The sequence below is a fragment of the Corynebacterium sp. LK2590 genome, assembly GCF_040946105.1.
GTDB lineage: Bacteria > Actinomycetota > Actinomycetes > Mycobacteriales > Mycobacteriaceae > Corynebacterium.
The window spans coordinates 23,131-46,354 of record NZ_JAYWMH010000009.1 but is presented as its reverse complement, the minus strand read 5'-3'; the positions used below and the strand labels follow the sequence as shown (position 1 = coordinate 46,354).

Below are 23,224 nucleotides of genomic sequence, written 5' to 3'. Positions count from 1 at the left end.
GGCCTGCAAGCCTACCTTAAACATGATTTAACCCTCATGTTTTTGGGTGGTGCGGCGAAAAATTTACCCCCGCCGGGGTGGCGGGGGTTCGGCGAACGCCGGGTCGGGGTGGTCGCGGCGCGGGGGTTTACTTGCGCTCTTGGCCCAAGCGCTGCAGGAGGTCGTCCTGGACCTCGCGGCGGCGGATCTTGCCCATCTGGTCCTTGGCCAGGGACTCGAAGTGGTAGAAGGTGCGCGGGACCTTGTAGCGGGTCAGGCGCTGGCGGGCAAATTCCTTCAGGCCTTCCGGATCCAGGGCGGCGCCGTCGTTGAGCTCCACGCAGGCCACGACGTCCTCGGAGCCGTCCGGGCGCGGGCGGCCGACGACCGCGATGTCCTTGATGGCGTCGTGCACGCGCAGGGCCTCTTCGACCTCCGCCGGGTAGACGTTGAAGCCGCCGGTGATGATGACTTCCTTGATGCGGCTGACCAGGCGGATGAAGCCGTCTTCTTCCATCACTCCCAGGTCCCCGGTGCGGAACCAGCCGTCGTGGAAGGCGGCGGCGGTGGCCTCCGGGTTGTTGTGGTAGCCCTTGAAGACCTGCGGGCCGCGGGCCAAAATCTCGCCCTCCTGGCCGTCCGGCATGGTCTCGTCCAGGTTCTCCGGGTTGGCGATCCGGATTTCGGTGTCCGGGAAGGGGATGCCCACGTACCCCGGGCGGCGGTCGGTGGACATCGGATTGCCCACGATGATGGGCGAGCACTCGGTCAGGCCGTAGCCTTCCACCAGCAGGCCGTCGGTGTACTTCTCCCACTTCTCCACGGTGTCCACCGGCAGGGTGGCGGCACCGGAGAAGGCGGCGCGGATGCCCTTGATCGGGATGTTTTGCTCCTCGGCGGCTTCCACGATCTTCTCGTAGAGCGTCGGCACGCCCGGCACCCAGGTGGGCGTGTGCTTCTTCATCACGTCCATGACCAGCGGGATCTTCGGCGCCGGCAGCATGACCAGCTCGCCGCCGATGAGCTGGGAGAGCGTGATGTTCATGGTCATGCCGTAGGCGTGGAACATCGGCAGCGCGGTCAGCATGCGCTCTTCCTGCTCGCCCAGGCCCGGCACCCAGGCCTTGCCCTGGAGCAGGTTGGCGAACAGGGAGCCGTGGGTCAGCTCCGCGCCCTTGGGCTTGCCGGTGGTGCCGGAGGTGTAGAGGATGAGCGCGGTGGTGTCGCGGTCAATTCCCTCCGGCTCCTTCAGGTCCTGGCCGTCGCCGCCGATGGCGTTGCCGATCAGGGTGTCCCACGGGACGGTGTTCTGGGCGGGCTGGGACAGCTGCTCGCGCTGCGACTTGAGGAAGGGCAGGCGCAGGGCCGCGCGCTTGAGAGTCGGCATGGCCTCGATCATGTTGACCGAGACCACCGTTTCCAGATCCGTGGTGCCGCGCAGCTTCTCCAGCGTGCCGGCTGTGGAGTCCCAGGCGATGGCGATGCGCGCGCCGTGGTCCTGGAACAGGCCCTCCAGCTCGTGGGCGGTATACAGCGGGTTGTGCTCGACCACGATGCCGCCCAGCTTGAGCACCGCCCAGAAGGCGGCGACGTGCTGCGGGCAGTTGGGCATGACCAGCGCGACGCGGTCGCCCGGGCGCACGCCGAAGGCCTTGAGCCCCGCGGCGGCGCGGTTGACCTGGCGGTCCAGATCCGCATAGGACTGGGTGCGGCCGAAGAACCAGGTGGCGGGCTTTTCGGCGTTGATGGCCAGGTTGTTGTCGTAGATGTCGAGCAGCGTGGTCTCGCCGTAGTCGAGGGAGTGCGGGGTCCACTCGGGGTAGTGCTGGAGCCAAGCCTTGGTCTCGAATGCTGACATGGGTTCTAACCTCTAAGAATCGGGGAAACTTTCGCAAGCGTAGGTTGTGCTTCCCCTAGTATAACGACGCGGCAACGCGCGGCCGCACGGCGCGGGCGCCGCCCCGGCATCAGGCGGCACTCCGGGAAGCGGTGACGCAGGCAACACCGCGGCGGCGAGAGCCCCGGCGGTATTAGACTGGGGCGCCATGCGCGTGGCGATGATTTCAATGCACACTTCCCCCATCGAGCAGCCCGGGACGGGCGATGCCGGGGGAATGAACGTTTACGTGCTCAACACCGCCAAGGAACTGGCGCTGCAGGGCGTTGAAGTAGACGTATATACCCGGGCGACCCGGCCCAGCCAGGGCGAGGTCGTAGAAGTTAGCGAGCACCTGCGGGTCATCAACGTGGTGGCCGGGCCTTACGAGGGGCTGGAGAAGGAAGACCTGCCCACGCAGCTGGCCGCCTTTGCCGGCGGGATGGTCGAATACGTCAAGTGCCACGGCCTGCACTACGACATCATCCACTCCCACTACTGGCTCTCCGGCCAGGTGGGCTGGCTGCTGCGGGACCTGTGGGGCGTGCCGCTGGTGCACACCGCGCACACCCTCGCCGCGGTGAAAAACGCCTACCGCAGCGACGACGACGCCCGCGAATCTGAGGCCCGGCGCATCTGCGAGCAGCAGCTGGTGGACAACGCCGACCTGCTGGTGGTCAACACCGTCGACGAGGCCCGCGAGCTGGCCGAGCACTACGACGCCCCGGCCGAGCGGATCGTCACCGTCGCGCCGGGCGCGGACACCAAGCTGTTTACCCCGGGCAGCGACCGCAACACCGAACGCGCCCGCCGCGAGCTGGGCCTGCCGCTGCACAGCAAGGTCATCGCGTTCGTGGGGCGCCTGCAGAAATTCAAGGGCCCGGAGGTACTCATCCGCGCCACCGCGGAGATCTTCCGCCGGGAACCGCTGCGCAACCTCCGCGTGGTCATCTGCGGCGGGCCCTCCGGGGCCGGAGCTAGCCCGCAGGCCTACGCGGACCTGGCGCGCGAGCTGGGAGTGGACCGCCGCGTGCGTTTTTTAAGCCCGCGCCCGCCGGAGGAGCTGGTGGCGCTCTACCAGGCCGCGGATATCGTGGCCGTGCCCAGCTACAACGAGTCCTTCGGGCTGGTGGCCGTGGAGGCCCAGGCCTCCGGCACCCCGGTGGTGGCCGCCCGCGTCGGCGGCCTGCCGATCGCCGTCGAGGACGGCGTGACCGGCCTGCTGGTGGACTCGCACGAGCCGGAGGACTGGGCCGACGCGCTGGAGGAGCTGCTCGATGATGACGAGCGGCGCATCGCGATGGGGGAGGCGGCCGTGCCGCACGCCGAGCGCTTTAGCTGGGAGGCCGCCGCCACCGAGCTAGTCGCGGTCTACCAGCGCGCGCTGACCGCGGAGATCCCCAACTGTCATCCGCGTCATGCCACCGGGGGCTAGAATTTCGCGGCGGTGCAGCCCGTTTCGTGGCATGCTGGAGGCATGACTAACGGAAAACTCATCCTATTGCGTCACGGACAATCCCAATGGAACGAGTCCAACCAGTTCACCGGCTGGGTGGATGTCGACCTGACCGAGAAGGGGGAGGCCGAGGCCAAGCGCGGCGGCGAGCTGCTGGCTTCCGAAAACCTCCTGCCCGACGTGCTGTACACCTCGCTGCTGCGCCGCGCTATCCGCACGGCGAACATCGCGCTGAACGCGGCCAACCGCCACTGGATCCCGGTCACCCGCGACTGGCGCCTCAACGAGCGCCACTACGGCGCTCTGCAGGGCCTGAACAAGGCCGAGACCAAGGACAAGTTCGGCGAAGAGCAGTTCATGGCGTGGCGCCGCTCCTACGACACCCCGCCGCCCGAGCTGGCCGATGACGCGGAGTACTCCCAGTCGGAGGATCCGCGCTACGCGGACCTGGACCAGGTCCCGCGCACCGAGTGCCTCAAGGACGTCGTCGCCCGCCTGGTGCCCTACTTCGAGGAAGAGATCCTGCCGCGCGTGAAAAACGGCGAGAAGGTCCTGGTCGCCGCGCACGGCAACTCCCTGCGCGCGCTGGTCAAGCACCTGGATCAGATTTCGGACGAGGACATCGCCGGCCTGAACATCCCGACCGGCATCCCGCTGGTCTACGAGGTGGACGCCTCCGGCAAGGTGGTCAACCCGGGCGGTACCTACCTGGATCCGGAAGCCGCTGAAGCCGGGGCTGCCGCCGTGGCGGCCCAGGGCGGCAAGTAGCATTTAGGTAGGTACGAAAACTATCTAGCCGCGCCCGAGGGGCCAGGATCGGACAAGTCGGTGATCTGCGGGGTCCCCGGGCGCGTTGACAACCGAGGAAGGCGCGAGCGTGGGAAACGTTCTGGCATTTGTGGCCGGTGCAGTGGTCTGCGCACTGGTCCTGCCCTTGGTGCGCTGGGTGCGCGGGCGGATCCAGCGTTTCCGCACGACGGCGACCGCGGACTCGAACCAGGTCACCACCGTCAGCCAGGTGCTGCACCTGACCATCCAGGGCGCGAACACTGGCGTGGTGGTGGTCGACCGCGGCGGCGAGGTCATCTTGTCGAACCCGGCCGCGCACACCATGTCCCTGGTCCACGACCGCGCGGTGCGCCCGGACGTGTGGCAGGTCGCCCAGGAGGTCTACGAGGACCACGAGGAACGCGGCCTCGACCTGTCCATCCCGAAGCGGCGCACCGGCAACCGCGTGACCCAGGTGCACGCGCTGATTAAGCCGCTGACCCTGAACGACAACCGGTTTATCACCGTCTTCGGCACGGACGAGTCCGAGCACGTGCGCATGGAAAACGCCCGCCGCGACTTCGTGGCCAACGTCTCCCACGAGCTCAAGACCCCGGTCGGGGGCATCGCCCTGCTCACCGAGGCACTGCTGGAGGACCCGGAGGACCCGGAGCACGTCAAGTACTTCGGGGCCAAGGCCCACCAGGAGGCCAACCGCATGGCGGAGATGGTCACCGAGCTGATTTCCCTGTCCAAGCTGCAGGGCGCGGAGGCGCTGCCGGAGATGGAGCCGCTGCGCATCGACGACGTTATCGACGAGGCGATCCAGCGCAACCAGCTGGCCGCCGACAACCATAACATCGACCTCATCCGTGGCAGCAACAGCGGGGTGCTCATCTGGGGCGACAAGCCGCTGCTGGTCACCGCGGTGTCCAACCTGATTACGAATGCCATCAACTACTCGCCGGAGGCGCTGCCGGTGTCCATCTCGCAGAAGGTGGTGGGCACCGACATCGTGCACATCCGGGTCACCGACCGCGGCATCGGCATCGCCCCGGAGAACCAAAAGCGCGTCTTTGAGCGCTTTTACCGGGTAGACAAGGCCCGATCCCGGCAAACGGGCGGCACTGGCTTAGGATTAGCCATAGTGAAGCACGTGGTGGCCAACCATGGTGGCAATATTAAGCTATGGTCGCGGCCCGGCACCGGGTCCACGTTCACCATCGAGCTTCCTATTTATCACGAACCAGCCCCGGCGGAAGGTCCCCCGGACACGGACAACAAGAGTGAGAATAAAGCTACGTCGGGTCTGCACAACGCAGTCGCCCGGGTGGCAGCAAGGCGAAAGGATAAAGCATCATGACGACCATCCTCATCGTGGAAGACGAGGAGTCCTTGGCTGATCCACTGGCGTTCCTACTGCGGAAGGAGGGCTTTAGCCCGATCGTGGCCCACGACGGCCAGACCGCGCTGGACAAGTTCGCCAACAACAGCGTTGACATCGTCCTGCTCGACCTGATGCTGCCCGGCATGTCCGGCACCGACGTCTGCAAGCAACTGCGCGTCATCTCCTCCGTGCCCGTCATCATGGTCACCGCCCGCGACTCCGAGATCGACAAGGTCGTCGGCCTGGAGCTGGGTGCTGACGACTACGTGACCAAGCCGTACTCCTCCCGCGAGCTCATCGCCCGCATCCGCGCGGTCCTGCGCCGCGGCCACGAGGCCGCCCCGGCGGCCGAGGAGCAGGACTTCGACGAGCAGATCCTGGAAGGCGGCCGTGTGCGCATGGACGTCGAGCGCCACACCGTCTGCGTGGACGGCGACCCGGTGCCCATGCCGCTGAAGGAATTCGACCTGCTGGAATACCTGCTGCGCAACGCCGGCCGCGTGCTGACCCGCGGTCAGCTCATCGACCGCATCTGGGGCGCCGATTACGTCGGCGACACCAAGACCCTGGACGTGCACGTCAAGCGCCTGCGCTCCAAGATTGAGGCCGAGCCCTCCCAGCCCAAGCACCTGGTGACCGTGCGCGGCCTGGGCTACAAATTCGACCTCTAGCCGAACCTTTCCGGGCTTTCCCGAGCCTTGCTTGGGCCCCGCCCCGCGGCCGCGCGCCGCGGGTCTTTCGCCTTTCTTGGGGCCTTAGGCGCGGGGGTGTTCCTACTGCTTGCGCGCGGCGCTGGCCGGGTGCTGGAGCAGCGGCACGCCGGCGCGGGCGGCCTGCTCGCGGGCGGTGCAGTGCTCGGCGAGGACCTGGTAGTTTTCGGCGCCCATGAGCGCGATGAGCTCGGTGCGCTGGGAGCGCCACATCGGCTCCGCGCTGGTGTGGCAGGACGGGTTGGACGAGCAGTACCAGTCGAAGTCCTCGCCGCCGTCGCCCCAGCCGCGGCGGTCGTATTCGCCGATGGTGGTGCGCAGGATCTCCTGCCCGTCGGGGCGGTCCTCGAAGTCCTCGTAGCGGCGCAGGGGCAGCTGCCAGCAGACCTCCGGTTTGACCACGGTGAGCTCCTGGTCGGCATCGATAGCCCACTGGTGCAGCGCGCAGCCGGCGCCCGTGGCCCAGCCGGCGCGGTTGGCGAAGATGCACGCCCCGCCCACCAGCGGGGTCTTCAGCGCCGGCTCCGGCTCGCCGTCGTCGCCGTCGAGTTCGTCCCAGACCAGCCAGGGCTCGAGCTCGTCGTCGGCCGCGCGCTCCTGGCGCTCCAAGTAGGCGTCGGTGTCCGCGGGGCGGTGCTGCCAGTACTTGGCCGGCATGTTCGCCACGGCATCGTAGAGCTGATCGCGGTCCTGTTCGTCGGCCATGTAGGCGCCGTGTACGCAGCAGCCGACGTCTGGCTGGTTGCTGTCGATACCGGGGCAGGCTGCGGTGCCGAACTGACAGGAGTAGAAGGACTCCACCCAGGTCAAGTCGATGGAAAAGACGTGGTAGGGGTCATCGACGTCGGTAAATTCGAACCACTCCCGGGGGAAATCTGGAGCCAATTCGGTCCCGGCTGCGATCGATTTACCGGCTGGTGAGGAGGCCGGAAAACCAAGATAAACTTCACTAGACTTCGGGCGATTCACACTTTAATACCGTAGACCTACTACGCTAGACGTGTGCGATTAGGTGTATTAGACGTGGGGAGCAACACGGTCCATCTCGTGGCGGTCGATGCCCAGACCGGCGGGCGGCCCACTCCCATGAGTGACTGGAAAACTCCCCTGCGGTTGGTGGAGCAGCTGGACAAGGACGGCAACATCCACTCCAAGGGCGTGAAGAAGCTGGTGGCTGCCGTCAAGGAGGCTGCCGAGTTGGGCAACAAGCTCAACTGCGACGAGTTCATTCCGATCGCGACCTCTGCGGTGCGTTCGGCGAAGAACTCCGAGCAGGTCCTCAAGGAGGTGGAGAAGGAGACCGGCGTCCGGCTGGAGATCCTCTCCGGCGAGGATGAGGCGCGCCTGACCTACCTGGCGGTGCGCCGCTGGTACGGCTGGTCCGCCGGCCGCATCACCAATATGGACATTGGCGGCGGCTCCCTGGAGCTCACCACCGGCACCGAAGAATTCCCGGACCTGGCCTTCTCCCTGGACCTGGGCGCGGGCCGCCTGACCCACAACTGGTTTGATACCGATCCGCCGGCCAAGAAGAAGGTCAGCATGCTGCGCGACTACATCGACGCCGAGCTGGTCGACGCCACCAAGCGCATGCGCGACCAGGGCCCAGCTGGCATGGCCGTGGGCACCTCGAAGACCCTGCGTACCCTGGCCCGCCTGACCGGCGCGGCCCCGTCCTCGGAAGGCCCGTTTGTTAAGCGCACGCTGACCGCGCCGGGCCTGCGCCAGCTGATTAGCTTCATCTCCCGCATGACTGCGGCTGACAGGGCGGACCTGGAAGGGGTAAGTTCAGACCGGTCCCACCAGATCGTGGCGGGTGCCTTAGTGGCCGAAGCCTCGATGCGGGCATTAGGCTTAGAGAAAATGGAAATTTGTCCGTGGGCCCTGCGCGAGGGTGTCATCTTGCGCCGGCTGGACAAGGGTCAAGGATAGGAAGACAACACAGACATGGCTGACGATAAACAGTTGACCGTGGCGGAGCTCCTGGCCCGCAACAAGGCGAGCAAGGGTGCCGACTCCGCCGCGGGCGAGGAACCGAAGCGCCGCCGCCGGCGCCGCAGCCTCGACGAGGGCGGCGTCTCCGTGGCCGAGCTGACCGGCAACCTGAGCAAGGTGGACTCCGCCCCGCACGAGTCCAAGCACTCCACCGCTGCCGACGCACCGGCTGCGAAGTCTCAGACCAAGGCCGCTGCCAAGGCCGACGTTAAGACGTCCGAGACCAAGGCTGACGCGAAGAAGGCGGAAGCCAAGGCCGGCACCGAGGCGGCCCACCAGCCCTCCGATGACGCGACCGCCGTCATCCAGAAGGTGACCGACGAGCCGGCCCCGGCGGCGAAGAAGCCGGCCGCCAAGACTGCCAAGGCCGACAAGTCCCAGCCCGCTGCGGCCAAGGAGCCGAAGGACCCGCGGATCGCGGCCGCTAGCGCGGACGAGACCGGCGAGATCCCGGTCGTCGAGGACCCGGCCAAGCCGGCCGCTACGGCTGCGGCCACCGGCGGGGCGACCGCCTTTAGCGCGACCTCCGCGCAGGACAGCGCGGCCGACAAGGAGCTGGCCCGCCAGGACGCTTCCGACGAGGTGGCCGCGGACGCCGACGGCGAGGACGAGAAGCTCAACCCGGTGGCCGTGGTGCTGCTGGCCGTAATCGGCATCGTGCTGGGCGCGGTGGTCTTCAAGGGCTTCGAGATCCTCTGGGACCGCTTCAACGGCGTCCTGGTCTCCATCCTGGCCGTGCTGGTCACCGTCATCATGGTCGGCGTGGTCCACGCCCTGCGCACCGCCCGTGACGGCTTCTCCATGGGCCTGGCCGCCGTGGTGGGCCTGCTGCTCACCTTCGGCCCGCTGCTCATCTTGGTCCTCTAGAGCACGCTTCTAGCTTTTCGCTCCCGCACCCCGGGGCGCCGGTTCGATTCTCCGGCGGCCCCGGGGTGTTGGTCTATCCGGGACAGGGGCGGTCCCGCGGCAGGATCGGGCCCGCGGCAGGGTTGGTCCCGCGGCGGGATTGGGCTCGCGGCAGGGTAGGGAAGGTGGCCGCGGCCGCGGCGGCTGTGGCAGGCTGGGGACATGACGAAAATTACAGTTTTAGGCGGCGGAAATATCGGCGAGGCCCTCATTGCGGGGCTGGTAGCTAAGGGCTACGAAGGCGCCGATATCACCGCGACCAACCGCAGCAAGGACCGCAGCGAGTACCTGGAAACCACCTACGGGGTCACCACCACGGCGGACAACTCCGCGGCCGTCAAGGACGCGGACTACGTCTTCGCGTGCTTGAAGCCCTACGGGATCGTCTCGGTGCTGGAGGAAGTGGCAGACAGCCTGCCGGAGGGTGCCGTGGTGGCCTCCATGGCCGCCGGCGTGACCCTGGAGGCCATGGAGACGGCCGCGGGGTCTAAGACCCCGGTGGTGCGCGTGATGCCCAATACGCCCATGCTGGTGGGCAAGGGCATGTGCGCCTGCGCGCCGGGCCGCAGCGTCACGGAGGAGCAGCTGGAGGGCGTGCAGGAGCTCCTTAGCGCGGTTGGCGAGGTTGTAACGGTGGGCGAGGCCGACATGGACGCGGTGACCGCCCTGGCCGGCTCCGCGCCGGCCTACTACTTCTTGGTCACGGAGGCGCTCGTGGACGCCGGCGTGCAGCTGGGGCTCAAGCGCGACGTGGCGGAGAAGCTGGCGGGCCAGGCCGCTGCCGGCGCCGGGGCGATGCTCGCCGAGTCCGGCGACTCGGCCTCCCAGCTGCGCATCAACGTCTCCTCGCCGGGCGGCACGACGGTGGCCGCCCTGCGTGAGCTGGAGGAGTCCGGCCTGCGTGGCGCCTTCTTCCGCGCGGCCGAGGCCTGTGCCACCCGCTCCCAGGAGCTGGGCTAAGGCGGCGGGCCACGGGCCGAGTAAAGGCCCGGGTAGAGGGCCGCTCCTATCTCTGCGACTATTCCCAGGGAATTACAGGCGTCCCTTTACCTCCCCCGATGTGGGGGTATATATGTAACGCTCGTGACTAGTCGGGACAGTAGTGAACCCTGTTGTGCCGGAGTTTTTCTGGGCGAGAAATAGATTTCTGGGAAAACTTTTCCACTCAAGTCGTACTAGTCACAAGTTTCACGATAGGCTGGTTCAAGCACGTGCGTGTTCGTCCTGTGGGAGGGGAAGCCTACAGCGCGCCACGGGCTGAAGGGTTAGATAAATATGGTTAATGAAGAAAAGGGAACCTTTCTGACGGTCGCTGAGGTCGCAGAGATCATGCGAGTCTCCAAGATGACCGTTTACCGTCTGGTTCACGCTGGCGACCTGCCGGCAGTCCGCGTCGGGCGCTCCTTCCGCGTCCACGAGACCGCCGTGAGCGAGTACCTGAAGTCCTCCACCTACGGAGTCGGCTAAAGGTTGCTCCTCCCGCCACCCGGCGGGCCGGTTGCTTTCTACCAAGCGCAGCACCCTCCTCTTCCTGCCAGCGGGCAGGAGGTGGAGGGCGCTGTCATTTTTAGAGGTCAGGCTGCGGGGACGAGCGGGCGGTTTTGGGTCACCGGCGCACAACCAGTAATATAAGCACCATTCGTGTCGGCTTATTCTCGCCGCCGCCGCGCCGGCTGCCCGGGCTCGTCCCGGTCGGTTCGGTAGGGCAGCCCGGGCAGAGTGCACCTGCGGGGTATGGCAGGCGAGCGTTAGACCGCCGGCAGGTTTAGTACGTACTATCCGCGAAAGTGAGGAAACCAGCAATGGGTTCTGTTATCAAGAAGCGCCGCAAGCGCATGTCCAAGAAGAAGCACCGCAAGATGCTGCGCCGCACCCGCGTCCAGCGTCGTAAGCTGGGCAAGTAAAACTTCTTGCCGCTTTGGCCCCGCCACCCGGGTTCCCCGGGTCGCGGGGTCTTGGTGTGTCTTGAGGTCGTGCTGTGTCCGCGGGCCGTTGCGCGCCGGTGGCTAGCTGCGGGAGGCCTTCCAGCCGCGCCACCCGCGCCAGCCGCCCAGGGAGAAGGCGGCGGTGATCAGCGCGGGCAGGCCGTAGGTGCGGATGGCCCGGCGCACGGAGCGGTAGTCGCGGATGAGCCAGCCGCGGTCCACGGCCAGGTTGCGCAGCTTATTGTCCGGGTTGATGGCCACCGCGGTGCCCACCATGGACAGCATGGGCACGTCGTTGGCCGAGTCCGAGTAGGCCGTGCAGCGCTTGAGCTCTAGGCCCTCCAGCGTGGCGAGGGCGGCCACGGCGTGCTTCTTGCCGGGCCCGTGGAGGATATCGCCCACCAGACGGCCGGTGAACTTGCCGTCCTCGACCTCCGCGACGGTGCCCAGTGCCCCGGTGAAGCCGTAGCGCTTGGCCAGGATCTGGGCCAGCTGGACCGGGGTGGCGGTGACCAGCCAGACCTGCTGGCCGGCGTTGATGTGCATCTGGGCCAGCTCAGTCGTGCCCGGGTAGGCCTTGCGTAGCAGGGAGTGGTCGACAATCTCCTCGCAGAGCTGGGTTAGCTCGTCGACGGAGCGGCCCTTGATAAACTCCAGGGCCTGGCTGCGGCCGGCGGCGACATCGGCGGCGTTTTCCGCCCCGGAAATCCGAAACTTCAGCTGCTTCCAGGCGATAGGGGCGATCTCCCGGAACTTGAAGAAGCGCCGGCGGGCCAGGCCGAGGGCGAAAAGCACCAGGGACGAGCCCTGGATGAGCGTGTTGTCCACGTCGAAGAAGGCGGCCGCCCCGGCGTCCTGGGGGATGTCCGGGTCTGGGGTGGTAAGACGCAGCCCGCCCGCGGCGTTGAGCGAGCCGCTGACCGAGTCGACCCCGGAATGATAGGAATCCAGGTCGATGTCGAAGAACATCTCGACCGCCTGGGAAGCCGCGGCCTCGCCGGCGGCGCGCTGGGAGGCGTCGTCCAGCGGGGCAAGCGCGGAGTTTTCCAGGAAGTTACGCAGGTTTCCGCGGCTGGCCGTCCAGTTGGCCAGAAAGTCGCGCGGGTTCAACGGCAAGCCGTTGGCGGGGTCGGTCGGGTGATTCACTGTGGCAGGGTCAAGCTTCCTAGACGGGATGTGATCGCGTAGGGGATGGGGCGGGTAACGTATCTATAGTAAACGCTAGCCCGGAGCTTGTCTTAGTTAACCCTTCGACCGCCCCCGGGCAGGGATTGCCCTAAAAAATTTAGGTCAAGGATTGGTGCAAGGAGTGGGCGCGGCAGTGGCTGTAAAGACGGAAGGGGCCGGTGGCTCTGGCCGGCACGTGGTGGAGCTGATGGTGCGCAGCACCTGCGGTTCGTGCGCGCGGGTGCGCGAGCAGATCGCCCCGGTGGTTGCGGCCGCGGGCGCGGAGCTGCGCGTGGTGGACGTGGATAGCGCCCCGGAGCTGGCCGTCGAATTCGGGGACCGCGTGCCCGTGGTCGTGGTCGACGAGGAGGAGTTTTCCTGCTGGGAAGTCGACAACGCGGAGCTGGCCCAGGAATTGGCGCGCTAGTTCGCGGGTTGCACCGAGCGGATGGGCCCGTGGTGCGCGGTGGGGCGGCGTCTAACAGGACGCGCGGTTCGTGAATTCCGCGCCCAACAGGTATCCTTTTGGTTGATTTGAATCAATAATTTGGTTGATCGTGGTGAGGATTCATCACTGAGCGGGGTTAAGGCGCAGGTCGCCTGCCTGCTGGCAAGTCTAGTGGAGTGGAGGAATGCTGCATGAGCGTGCTCGTCGTGGGAATGTCCCACCAGTCGGCGCCCGTGGCGCTGCTGGAGCAGCTAAGCATGGATGAACAGGTGCAACACAGCGCGTGTGCGAAGTTGGTGGAGGCCAGTTCGCTGTCCGAGGCGATGATCATCTCCACCTGTAACCGGCTGGAGGTCTACACCGTCACCAACTCCTTTCACACCGGGGTCGAAGACGTCATCGGGACGCTGCACGCGGTCTCCGGCGTCGATGTGGAGCGCCTGCGCAGCTACCTCTACGTCCGCTACGCCGACGCCGCCGCGGAGCACCTCATGCTGGTGGCCTGCGGGCTCGACTCCATGGTGATGGGGGAGCAGCAGATCATCGGCCAGGTGCGCACCGCCTACCAGCACGCCGCCGAGCAAGGCACCGTGGGCCCGCGCATCCACGCCCTGGCGCAGTCGGCGCTGCACGCCGGAAAGCGCGTGCACTCGGAGACCGATATTGATGACGCGGGCGCGTCCATGGTCTCCTTCGCCTTCGACCAGGCGCTCACGGCCATGGGGGTCAGCGATCTCCAGGGCAAGACCGCCCTCGTGCTGGGCGCGGGCGCCATGGCCTCCCTGGCCGCCACGCACGCCGGCCGCCTGGGTATCGACAAGCTCATCATTGCCAACCGCACCCGGGAGCGCGCCGAGCGCCTGGCCGGGCACGCGGAGCAGGCCGGCGTCCACGCCGAGGTCGTCGACTTCGCCGACCGGGCCGGGGCCCTGGACCACGTCGATCTGGCGGTCTCTGCCACCGGCGCCGACAACTTCACCATCACGGCCGACGACCTGCCCGCCGGGCGCGAGATGATGCTCGTGGACCTGTCCCTGCCGCGCGATATTGACGACGCAGTGACCGAGGATGACAACGTCAACCTGGTCAACATCGAGCGGCTGAGCAAGTCGCTGCAGGCCGCCGGCACCGAGGTCGGCGCCGCCCGGGACCCGCACGTGCAGGCCCGCCAGATCGTGGACCAGGAGCTGGCGGAGTACTCCTCGGCGCAGCGCGTGCGCGACGTGGTCCCGGCCGTGTCCGCCCTGCGTCGCCGCGCCGCCAACCTGGTCGAATGCGAGCTGGCCCGGCTGGAGCAGAAATCCCCGGACCTCAACGAGGACCAGATGAAAGACGTGCGCTATTCGCTCAAGCGCGTGGTGGACAAGCTGCTGCACGAGCCGACCGTGCGCGCCAAGAAGCTGGCCGCCCAGTCCGGTACCGTCAGCCACGAGACCGCGCTGCAGGAGCTGTTCGGCCTGCAGCTGGAAGGCACCGGTGTCTCCGTCGACGTGGACGACCTGCCGGCGGCGGAGACCATTGTTAACTCGCGAAAGGACGTTTAAGTGACCCTCAAGATTGGCACCCGCGGCTCCCAGCTGGCCACCACCCAGGCCGGCCACGTGCGCGATTGGTTAACTGCGAACGGCTACCCGGCCGAGCTGCACATCGTGACCACCGCCGGCGACGTGAACATGGCCCCGGTTGAGCGCATCGGCGTCGGCGTGTTCACCCAGGCGCTGCGCGAGGCGCTGCAGGCCGGCGAGTGCGACATCGCCGTGCACTCCTTCAAGGACCTGCCCACCGCCCCGGACGAGCGCTTCCGCCTGGTCGTGCCCCAGCGCGAGGACCACCGCGAGGCGCTCATCGCCCGCGACGGCCTGGCCCTGGCCGACCTGCCGGAAGGCGCGCGCGTGGGCACCTCCGCGCCGCGGCGCATCTCCCAGCTGAAGGCCCTGCGCCCGGACCTGGACATCCGCCCGCTGCGCGGCAACATCGAAACCCGCATGGGCAAGGTGACCTCCGGCGAGCTGGACGCGGTCATGTTGGCGTATGCCGGCCTGGTGCGCGCCGGCTACGGCGAGCGCGCCACCGAGGTCTTCGACCCGGAGACCATCATGCCGGCCCCGGCCCAGGGCGCCCTGGCCGTGGAGGCCCGCGTCGACGACGAGGAGGCCGTCGCCGCTATCAACACGCTCCTGGACGCCGAGGCCATGGCCCAGGCCGCCGGGGAGCGCACCGTGCTCGCCCGCCTGGAGGCCGGCTGCACCGCCCCGGTGGCGGCTACCTCCCACCTGGCCGACGGGCAGATCACCGTCCGCGGCGGGGTCTTCGCCCTGGACGGGACCCGCCAGATCCTGGCCGAGGCCACCGGCGAGGTCGAGCGCGCCGCGCAGCTGGGAACCGAGGTCTCCGACTCGCTCTTTGCCCAAGGGGCGGCCGAGATTCTCGGCGAGAGCTAGGGATGAGCTAGGGATTTCGGCGCCCGCGAGTTTTTGATTGCGGGCGCTGATTAATTTAAGGTGTATCTAGCACATGATCATTATGCACTGATGATCCGGCCCCTCGAAAAGGCGTCCCGGGACCTGTGTCCTGGGATTTTTGGCCGTTAAATAGCCTTTCGACGAAGTAAGTTATCCTCCGCCATCCCAACGACACGGCGCAGCGAAATAACGGACTGGTCCTGCCACCACCCCGGCACCGACGGGGATTGGAAAGGTGGCATGGGGCCAGTTTTTCGCCGCCCCGAGATTTTAGAAAAGAACCTTATGAGCAACGCTGTGGGCACGAGCCAGGTAGAAGCGCTGGGCAAGATCATCTTTGTCGGCGCTGGCCCCGGGAACCCGGATCTGCTGACCGTGCGCGCCAGGGAAGTGCTGGCGCACAACTCGATTACCATCACCGATCCGGACGTGCTCGGTGGGGTCCGTGACATCGTGGGCACGGCACTGCCGGTCCCGCCGGAAAAGCTCGAGGCGGCCGAGGAAGAATACGCGCAGATGTGCGCGGACGCGAAGGCCGCGGGCGCGCGCCGCAAGCCGCCGCGCCCGGCCCCGCCGACCGCCGCCGATATCCGCGAAATCCCGGAGGACGGCAAGCCGGGCGTTTCCGGCGCCGCCGAGACCAACGCGCAGGTGCTGCGCGCCGCGCTGGAGGAGGCCGCCGAGGTCAGCCGGGAAAAGTCCCTGCCGGAGCCCGGCGACGTGGTGCGCCTGGTGGCGGGCAACCCGCTCAACCGCGAGGCCATCAAGGCCGAAATCACCGCCGTGGCGGCGGCCGGCCTGGAATTCCAGGTCGTGCCCGGCATGTCCCTGCCGTCGACCGTGCCCTCGTTCGCCGGCCTGGCGCTGGGCTCGACCTACACCGAGGCGGATCTCACCGCCGGGGAGATCGACTGGGACAAGCTGGCCGCCGCCGCCCAGCCGCTGGTCCTGCAGGCCACGGCCGAGGACCTACCGGTCATCGCCGCGCAGCTGACCGACCGCGGCCTGCCCAAGGAAACCGAGGCCTACGTGACCGTGCACGGCACGACCCGCCTGCAGCGGACCTTTGAGACCTCCCTGGGCATGCTGGCCAAGCTCGACGCCGAGCTGCCCGGCCAGCTGGTGGTCACCCTGGGCCGCAGCTTCGACGACCGCTCCAAGTACTCCTGGTGGGAAAACCGCTCCCTCTACGGCTGGCGCGTGCTGGTGCCGCGCACCAAGGCCCAGGCCGGCCCCATGAGCGCCCGCCTGGCCTCCTACGGCGCCATCCCGCAGTCGGTGCCGACCATCTCCGTGGAGCCGCCGCGCAACCCGGCGCAGATGGACCGCGCCATCAAGGGGATCGTGGAAGGCCGCTACAAGTGGGTGGTCTTCACCTCGGTCAACGCCGTCAAGGCCGTCTGGGACAAGATCGCCCAGCTGGGCCTGGACGCCCGCGATTTCGCCGGCGTGCACCTGGCGGCCGTGGGGCAAAAGACCGCCGACGCCATCCGGGCCAAGGGCATGGTGCCGGAGCTCCAGCCCAAGCCCAACGCGCAGAACGCGGAGGGGCTGGTTTCCGTCTTCCCGAACTACGTCGAGGACATCGACGCCGTGGGCCGCGTGCTGCTGCCGCGCGCCGACATCGCCGGCGATGCCCTGGTCACCGGCCTGGAGGACCTGGGCTGGGAGGTCGACGACGTGGTCGCCTACCGCACCGTGCGCGCCGCCCCGCCGTCGGCGGAGGTCCGCGACATGATCAAGACCGGCGGCTTCGACGCCGTCGCGTTCACCTCCGGCTCGACGGTGCGCAACCTGGTCGGCATCGCCGGCAAGCCGCACCAGCGCACCATCATCGCCTGCATTGGACCGTCCACCAAGGCCGCCGCCGAGGAGATGGGGCTGCGCGTGGACGTGGTCCCCGAGGTCGCCGACGTGCCCTCGCTTATCGATGCCCTGGCCGCCCACGTGGCCAACCTGCGCGCCGCCGGCCAGCTGCCACCGCCGAAGAAGAAGCGCCGCGCGCGCCGCAAGTCCGCCAGCTAGGTAGGCCGGCCGGGGCAGGCCCTCGCCGGTGCTGCCGCGGCCGGGGGCGGGGATCTATGATTGTGGGCATGACTTACGATTTTTCCCGACGTCCCCGCCGTCTCCGCCAGTCGCCTGCGATGCGCGAGATGGTGGCAGAAACTCACCTGCAGCCGGCGGATTTCATCCTGCCGATGTTCATCGCGGACGGTATCGATAGCCCGCGGGAAATCCCCTCCATGCCCGGGGTCTACCAGCACACCGAGGACTCCCTGCTCAAGGCCGCCCACGAGGCGCTGGATGCCGGCGTCAAGTGCGTGGACCTCTTCGGCGTCCCGAAGCCCGAGGACAAGGACGCCACCGGCTCCCAGGCCTGGGATCCGGAAGGCATCCTCAACCGCGGCGTGGCTGCCCTGCGCAAGGAATTCGGCGACGACCTGCTGATTATGGCGGATACCTGCCTGGACGAGTTCACCAGCCACGGCCACTGTGGCGTGCTGGATGATAAGGGCCGCGTAGACAACGACGCGACCATCGAGCTCTACCGCGACATGGCCCGCGCCCAGGCCCGCGCCGGCGCCCACATCGTCAGCCCGTCTGGCATGATGGACGGCCAGATCTGCCAGATCCGCGAGGAGCTCGACGAGGCCGGCCACCAGGACGTGGCGATCATGGCCTACTCCGCCAAGTACGCCTCCGCCTTCTTCGGCCCCTTCCGCGACGCGGTCGGCTCTTCACTGGAGGGCGACCGTCGCACCTACCAGCAGGACCCGACCAACTTCCGCGAGTCTCTGCTGGAGGCCGAGCTCGACATCGACGAGGGCGCCGACTTCGTCATGGTCAAGCCCGCCCTGCCGTACCTGGACGTGCTGTCCGCCATCGCGGAGCGCTCGCCCGTGCCGGTGGCGGCCTACCAGGTCTCCGGCGAGTTCGCGATGATTAAGGCCGCCGGCCAGAACGGCTGGCTGGACGAGCACGCCGTGATGATGGAGGCGTTGACCTCCATCAAGCGCGCCGGCGCCGACCAGATCTTCACCTACTACGCCGTCGAGGCCGCCCGCGCCCTGCGCGGCTAAGACCGCGGCGGGGAGCGCTTAACCCGCGCATCCCCGCGCCCTTTCCGTTCCCGCCCCGCCCCAACCACTCACCCGAAAGCACAGGTTTTTAGTGACTGAACCGCACCGCCCGCCCGCTGAGCACAACCGGGGCCCGCAGCGCCCGGCCGGCCAGCCCCGGACTCCGGGCAAGGCCCACCCGCACCGCTCCGAGGAGCCGGGCGGACGCTTCGAGAAATTCCTGGCCGCCCGCCCGGAGGCGGTCGGGTTGATGCTTCTGACGTGGAGCGTGGCCGTGGCCGGCGAGGCCATCCACCAGGTGCTCAACGTGGTGATGTCCGTGGTGAACGTGGACGTCATCAAGGCCAACGCCCGGCAGGCGGCCGGCGACCAGCTCGCACAGCTGGAAGCCCTGGGCGAGGGCGCGGTGACCATGGCCACCTTCCTGGCCGTGGGGCTCTCGGCGCTGTTCTCAGTCGCCATCCTCGCCCTGCTGATCAGCCTGCTGGTCATGCTGGCCAAGAACACCAAGCGCTCCGGGCTGGCCCGCCGCATCTGGTTCGCCTTCTCCCTGTACTTCGGCGTACGCGTGCTGCTGGTCTTCCTGGCGCGCCCGACGGCCACCGATGTGCCAGACTGGTTGTACGTGGTGGACGGCTCCGTGCAGATCGTGGTCGGGGTCGCCGCCGTGCTGGGCCTCATCTTCAGCCTGCGCAACGAGACCCTGGACTACACCGGGGAGCTGGAGCAGCTGCGCCAGATGGAGCAGGAGCTCAAGGAAGAGCAGGAAAAGCGCCGTGAGAAAGCGGAGCTAAAGCAGAAGGAAAAGCAGGAAGAAAAGCAGGCCAAAAAGGATCGGAAAGACAAACAGCGCGAGAAGGAAAACCAGAGCTCATGACCTACGGGACCCCTGGATATAGCCCCGGACCATTCGACTACAACCGGGCCTCCCGGAAGGATTCGCGCTGGGACGGCACGGTCTGCCCGCCCTCGCTGCGCTGGGCCTACTGGGTCTTAGTCGCCGCCGCGGTGGTCATGCTCACCTCCGGCCTCGTCGCCTTCTTCGGCGGCCAGTCCGCCGGGATGCCGGCCGGGGACCAGCTCTTTGTGGCCGTATCCAACGTGGTCGGCGCGCTGGTTCTTTCCGTGGCCGCCGCGCAGCTGAGCGGCGGCAACAAGTGGGCCCGCCGGGTGTGCACCACGGTGGCCGCGCTGTGCATCTTCTTCAACGTCGCCGCCCTGGCCCTTGGCGTGGGCGGGATCGCCCTGCTGCTCATCCCCATCCTGCTGGCCGTGGCGATCCTGTTGATGTTCCGCCCGACCGCCAATGAATTCATCCGGGAGCAGAACTAGCTTTCTCCGGACCGGGCGGATTAGCCGTTGGGCGCAAAGATGAACCATAATGGGGGATTATGATGCGCCGTACCCTGACTGATGCCCCCATCCTCGACGCTGCCTGGGGACGCAGCCCTTCGCGACCCCCGGTCTGGTTCATGCGCCAAGCCGGGCGCTCGCTGCCGGAATACCGGAAGGTGCGGGAGGGCATCGACATGCTCGACTCCTGCTTCATGCCGGAACTGCTGGCCGAGATCACCCTGCAGCCGGTCCGCCGCCACGACGTGGACGCAGCCATCCTGTTCTCCGACATCGTGGTCCCGCTCAAGGCCGCGGGCGTGGGCGTGGACATCGTGCCGGGCCGCGGGCCCGTCATGGACCACCCGGTGCGCACCCGCGCGGACATCGACAACCTGCCCATCCTGGACCACGACGTGGAGCAGGTGCAGCAGGGCATCGCCCACATCCTGGAGGAGCTGACCGACTCGCAGGCGCTCATCGGCTTCGTGGGCGCCCCGTTCACCCTGGCCAGCTACCTGATCGAGGGCGGGCCGTCGAAGAACCACGAGCGCACCAAGGCGCTCATGCACGCCGAGCCGGAGACCTGGCACGCGCTCATGCACCGGATCGTCCCCACGGTGCAGACCTTCCTGCACACCCAGGTCGAGGCCGGCATCGACGCCATGCAGCTCTTCGACTCCTGGGCGGGCTACCTCAACGAGGCCGACTACCGGGAATTCGTCCTGCCGTATTCGCAGGAGATCCTCGCCGGCGTGGAAGGGGTCATCCCGCGCATCCACTTCGGTGTGGGCACCGGCGAGCTGCTGCCCGCCATGGCCGAGGCCGGACCGGAGGTCGTCGGCGTGGACTACCGCGTGTCCATGGATGCGGCGGCCGCCCGCGTGCACGCCGCCCACGGCGCGCACTCCCTGCAGGGCAACCTGGACCCGGCGCTGCTGTTCGCCGGCGACGACGCCGTGCGCGCGGCCGTTCGCCGCATCCGGGACGAAGTCAAAAGCGCGCAAGCGGCCGGGCACGCGACCGGCCATATCTGGAACTTGGGCCACGGGGTGCTACCGACCACCGAGGCAGACGCCATCACTCGCGCCGTGGCCATCATTCACGAGGAAGGCTAGGAATTTTTATGCGCATTGCAATCATCGGTGCCGGGCTGGCCGGGCTGACCGCCGCCTACGAGCTTCGCGGCGAGGACCGCCAGGTCGACGTCTTCGAGGCCGCCGGGCGCATCGGCGGCAAGCTCTACACCGTGCCGTTTAACGACGGGCCCACGGACATGGGCGCGGAGGCGTTCCTGGCGCGGCGGGAGGACGCGGTGGAGTTCTTCCACTCGCTGGGCCTGGCCGACCAGCTGGTCACCCCGTCGGGCAAGCGCTCCCTGGTCTATTCGCAGGGCGAGCTGACCAACCTGCCCGCCCCCAGCGTGATGGGCATCCCGGGCAACTCGGAGGTCGTCGCGCACCTGGTCTCGGAGGAGACCTGCCGCAACATCGACAACGAGGAGCCCTTCGAGTGGGAAATCGGCGGCGATGTTTCCGTGGGCCAGCTGGTGGCCCAGCAGTTCGGCCAGGACCTGGTCGACCGGGTCGTCTCCGCCCTGCTGGGCGGGGTCTACTCCTGCGCGGCCGAGGACCTCGGCCTGCGCGCGACCATCCCGAAGCTCGCCGCCGTGCTGGACGACCAGGCCGCCGCCGGCAAGGTCACGCTGACCGGCGCGGTTGCCGAGTACTTCCAGCGCATGAAGGCCCAGGCGGAGAAGAACCAGCCCGCCGGGGCGGAAAACGACGCCAAGCCGAAGGCGGTCTTCAACACCTTCCGCGGCGGCTACGCGCAGGTCTACGACACGCTGGCGGAAAAGTCCGGCGCGGACATCTACGTCGACACCTTCATCAGCGCCGTGGAGAAGAAAGACGACGGTTTTTGGCTCACCGGCGGCGGGGAACCGGCGCAGAAGCCTTACGACCGCGTGGTCATCGCCACCCCGGCGCCGACCACGGCCCGCCTGCTTGCCAAGGTCGCCCCGGCCGCTTCCGAGGCCCTAAGCCCCGTCAAGCTGGCCAGCTCCGTCGTGGTGGGCCTGAAGTTCGACTCCATCACCGACCCGGAGGGCAACTCGCTGCCGGACAACTCCGGCATCCTGGTCGCCGCGGACCAGCCGGGCGTGCACGCCAAGGCGTTTACCCTGTCTTCTAACAAGTGGCCGCACCTGGCCGAGCGCCTGCACGGCGGGGCCCTGGTGCGCGCCAGCTTCGCCCGCTTCGGCGACGACTCCCTGGTCCGCGCTGAGGAAGACCAGCTGGTGGACTACGCCCTCGATGACTTGCAGTCGATCACGGGCTTCGACGGGCGCGCGGCCGGCGTGGGGGAGATCTTCACCCAGCGCTGGTTCGGCGGCCTGCCGCGCTTCGATGCCACGCACCTGGCCACCGTGGAAGCCGTGCGCGAGGAACTCGCCGACGTCGCGGGCCTAGAGGTCACCGGCGCTTGGGCCGGCGGCGTAGGCGTGCCGGCCGTTATCGCGGATGCCCGCGCGGCCGCCGCCCGCTTGGTTTAAGTTGGCCTAGGCAACGATTTAGTTCACGTCGCGGAAGACGAAAATCGAGGAGAAGTCCTTGTTGCCGTGACCCATGGCCTGCTGCTCCTCGAAGTTGGCGATGGCCGCGGCGACCGCCGGCAGCGGCTTGTTGGAGGTCTGCTCCATCAGCTTGGCGTCCTTGCACAGGGCGTCGACGGTAAAGTCGCCCGGCTCCGGGTTGCGCTCGCCGAGGATGAACGGGGCCTTCATGTTCTTCATGAACGCCAGGCCCGTGATGTCGAGCATCTCCAAAATGACCTCGGGGTTTAGCCCCTCGGACTCGCCCAGGTGCAGGGCCTCGAGCACGCCCTCGGCGGTCACGGCCAGCGCCAGGTTGGCCAGCAGCTTGCCGACCGCGGCGATGGGGGCGGACTCCACGCCGATGAGCTTGTTCTCGCCAGCCCACGGGGTGACCAGGTCCATGACCAGCTCGCGGCGCTCGTCGTCCGGGGTGCCCACGTACACGCCCAGCGTGCCCTCGCGGGCCGGGCCCAGGGTGCCCACCACCGGCGCGGCGACGTAGGTCTCCACCGCCGCGGCGAATTCCCGTGCGGCGTCCGGGGAGACCGTCGTGGTATCCACCCAGGTGATCCCCTCCGGGATGAGGTCCGCCTCCACGACGACCTCGCGAATATTGTCCGGCCCGAACAGGGAAGTGAAGACAACCTCCGCGCCGGCCACAGCCTCTTCCGGGCTGGCGGCCAGCTGCGCGCCCTCGTCAACGAGCGGCTGCGCCTTCTCAGCGGTGCGGTTCCACACCGTGACCTCGTGGTCCTTCAGCAGGTGGCGGGCCAGCTCCGAGCCCATACGTCCAGTTCCTAGAAATGCAATCTTCATGCCCTCCAGCATGCCAGTTTTAGCGCTCCCGCGTGGGACACCGCTGATTGCCGCGCGCGCATTCCAATACTGGAAGGTCAACACTCAGCGGACGGAATCACCGGTGGGAGGGAGATGCCGAATTATCTGTGTAAAAAGTATCCGAAGGGTTGCCTACCCTCTAAAAGTGGGTTACTTTGTTCGCATTGGATGAATTTAATAGGGGTTCCCCCTAGGAATCCGTCCGATATTTGCCCTTGTCAATCCACTTTAAAAACAGCGTGCCGGAGGGAAAGAATTAGATGACTTTGGGACCTATCCAGATGCTGATCATTTCAGTTT

General features: G+C 67.6%; 22 protein-coding genes. 18 read left to right on the top strand and 4 right to left on the bottom strand.

From position 1 onward, the window contains the following. Positions 1-127: 127 nt before the first annotated feature. Entirely contained in the window at positions 128-1,837 is a 1,710-nt protein-coding gene (locus VVR85_RS10850) for a long-chain-fatty-acid--CoA ligase (protein WP_368520887.1), read from the bottom strand. A 187-nt stretch (positions 1,838-2,024) separates the two neighbouring features. On the opposite strand from VVR85_RS10850, the gene mshA reads away from it, so the two are divergent. The 4 genes from mshA to VVR85_RS10830 all read left to right on the top strand — a co-directional run bounded on the left by mshA (position 2,025) and on the right by VVR85_RS10830 (position 6,137). After that, entirely contained in the window at positions 2,025-3,290 is a 1,266-nt protein-coding gene (mshA, locus tag VVR85_RS10845; RefSeq protein WP_368520886.1) for a D-inositol-3-phosphate glycosyltransferase, read from the top strand. A gap of 42 nt (positions 3,291-3,332) precedes the next feature. Then, a complete protein-coding gene (locus VVR85_RS10840) occupies positions 3,333-4,079 on the top strand; it encodes a phosphoglyceromutase (protein WP_368520885.1) in 747 nt (248 codons plus the stop codon). A gap of 109 nt (positions 4,080-4,188) precedes the next feature. Further along, entirely contained in the window at positions 4,189-5,442 is a 1,254-nt protein-coding gene (locus tag VVR85_RS10835; protein ID WP_368520884.1) for a sensor histidine kinase, read from the top strand. Then, on the top strand, positions 5,439-6,137 hold the full coding sequence (locus VVR85_RS10830) for a response regulator transcription factor (RefSeq protein ID WP_368520883.1): 699 nt from the start codon (positions 5,439-5,441) through the stop codon (positions 6,135-6,137). The genes VVR85_RS10835 and VVR85_RS10830 overlap by 4 nt, the downstream gene beginning before the upstream one ends. A gap of 102 nt (positions 6,138-6,239) precedes the next feature. On the opposite strand, the gene VVR85_RS10825 is transcribed toward VVR85_RS10830, so the two are convergent. Then, complete coding sequence (locus tag VVR85_RS10825) at positions 6,240-7,145, bottom strand: hypothetical protein (protein ID WP_368520882.1); 906 nt, start codon at positions 7,143-7,145, stop codon at positions 6,240-6,242. Between the two features lie 33 nt (positions 7,146-7,178). Between VVR85_RS10825 and VVR85_RS10820 the strand changes: the two genes are divergently transcribed. From VVR85_RS10820 to VVR85_RS10800, 5 genes are all read left to right on the top strand, one after another. Continuing rightward, positions 7,179-8,108, top strand: a complete 930-nt coding sequence (locus VVR85_RS10820; protein ID WP_368520881.1) for a hypothetical protein — start codon at positions 7,179-7,181, stop codon at positions 8,106-8,108. Positions 8,109-8,123: 15 nt separating this feature from the next. Further along, positions 8,124-9,038, top strand: coding sequence for a hypothetical protein (locus VVR85_RS10815; protein WP_368520880.1), 915 nt, complete (start codon positions 8,124-8,126; stop codon positions 9,036-9,038). 201 nt (positions 9,039-9,239) lie between these two features. Further along, positions 9,240-10,037 (top strand): pyrroline-5-carboxylate reductase, encoded by a 798-nt coding sequence (gene proC / locus VVR85_RS10810; RefSeq protein ID WP_368520879.1) that lies wholly within the window; start codon positions 9,240-9,242, stop codon positions 10,035-10,037. Positions 10,038-10,352: 315 nt separating this feature from the next. Then, complete coding sequence (locus VVR85_RS10805) at positions 10,353-10,544, top strand: helix-turn-helix domain-containing protein (RefSeq protein ID WP_070768923.1); 192 nt, start codon at positions 10,353-10,355, stop codon at positions 10,542-10,544. A 335-nt stretch (positions 10,545-10,879) separates the two neighbouring features. After that, a complete protein-coding gene (locus VVR85_RS10800) occupies positions 10,880-10,981 on the top strand; it encodes a 30S ribosomal protein bS22 (RefSeq protein WP_003855542.1) in 102 nt (33 codons plus the stop codon). 102 nt (positions 10,982-11,083) lie between these two features. Here VVR85_RS10800 and VVR85_RS10795 read toward each other — a convergent pair whose 3' ends face one another. Further along, positions 11,084-12,148, bottom strand: coding sequence for an HAD family hydrolase (locus tag VVR85_RS10795; RefSeq protein ID WP_368520878.1), 1,065 nt, complete (start codon positions 12,146-12,148; stop codon positions 11,084-11,086). 229 nt (positions 12,149-12,377) lie between these two features. Between VVR85_RS10795 and VVR85_RS10790 the strand changes: the two genes are divergently transcribed. The 9 genes from VVR85_RS10790 to VVR85_RS10750 all read left to right on the top strand — a co-directional run bounded on the left by VVR85_RS10790 (position 12,378) and on the right by VVR85_RS10750 (position 22,045). Further along, complete coding sequence (locus tag VVR85_RS10790; protein ID WP_368520899.1) at positions 12,378-12,596, top strand: glutaredoxin family protein; 219 nt, start codon at positions 12,378-12,380, stop codon at positions 12,594-12,596. A 212-nt stretch (positions 12,597-12,808) separates the two neighbouring features. Then, the gene (locus VVR85_RS10785) at positions 12,809-14,161 is read left to right on the top strand and encodes a glutamyl-tRNA reductase (RefSeq protein ID WP_368520877.1); all 1,353 of its coding nucleotides are present in this window, start codon (positions 12,809-12,811) and stop codon (positions 14,159-14,161) included. Further along, on the top strand, positions 14,162-15,058 hold the full coding sequence (hemC, locus tag VVR85_RS10780) for a hydroxymethylbilane synthase (protein WP_368520876.1): 897 nt from the start codon (positions 14,162-14,164) through the stop codon (positions 15,056-15,058). Positions 15,059-15,364: 306 nt separating this feature from the next. After that, positions 15,365-17,104 (top strand): uroporphyrinogen-III synthase, encoded by a 1,740-nt coding sequence (locus VVR85_RS10775; RefSeq protein ID WP_368520875.1) that lies wholly within the window; start codon positions 15,365-15,367, stop codon positions 17,102-17,104. Between the two features lie 68 nt (positions 17,105-17,172). Then, positions 17,173-18,159 carry a porphobilinogen synthase gene (gene hemB / locus VVR85_RS10770; protein ID WP_368520874.1) on the top strand — a complete coding sequence of 329 codons (987 nt, stop codon included), beginning with the start codon at positions 17,173-17,175 and terminating at the stop codon, positions 18,157-18,159. Between the two features lie 91 nt (positions 18,160-18,250). Beyond that, the gene (locus tag VVR85_RS10765) at positions 18,251-19,036 is read left to right on the top strand and encodes a hypothetical protein (protein ID WP_368520873.1); all 786 of its coding nucleotides are present in this window, start codon (positions 18,251-18,253) and stop codon (positions 19,034-19,036) included. Further along, a complete protein-coding gene (locus tag VVR85_RS10760) occupies positions 19,033-19,491 on the top strand; it encodes a tellurium resistance protein TerC (protein WP_368520872.1) in 459 nt (152 codons plus the stop codon). Before VVR85_RS10765 ends, VVR85_RS10760 begins: the two co-directional genes overlap by 4 nt. Positions 19,492-19,550: 59 nt before the next feature. After that, positions 19,551-20,609 carry a uroporphyrinogen decarboxylase gene (hemE, locus tag VVR85_RS10755; protein WP_368520871.1) on the top strand — a complete coding sequence of 353 codons (1,059 nt, stop codon included), beginning with the start codon at positions 19,551-19,553 and terminating at the stop codon, positions 20,607-20,609. An 8-nt stretch (positions 20,610-20,617) separates the two neighbouring features. Next, positions 20,618-22,045, top strand: coding sequence for a protoporphyrinogen oxidase (locus VVR85_RS10750; RefSeq protein WP_368520870.1), 1,428 nt, complete (start codon positions 20,618-20,620; stop codon positions 22,043-22,045). Positions 22,046-22,063: 18 nt separating this feature from the next. Here the strand turns inward: VVR85_RS10750 and VVR85_RS10745 are convergent, their stop codons facing one another. Continuing rightward, the gene (locus tag VVR85_RS10745) at positions 22,064-22,915 is read right to left on the bottom strand and encodes an NAD(P)-dependent oxidoreductase (RefSeq protein WP_368520869.1); all 852 of its coding nucleotides are present in this window, start codon (positions 22,913-22,915) and stop codon (positions 22,064-22,066) included. Positions 22,916-23,224: the final 309 nt, after the last annotated feature.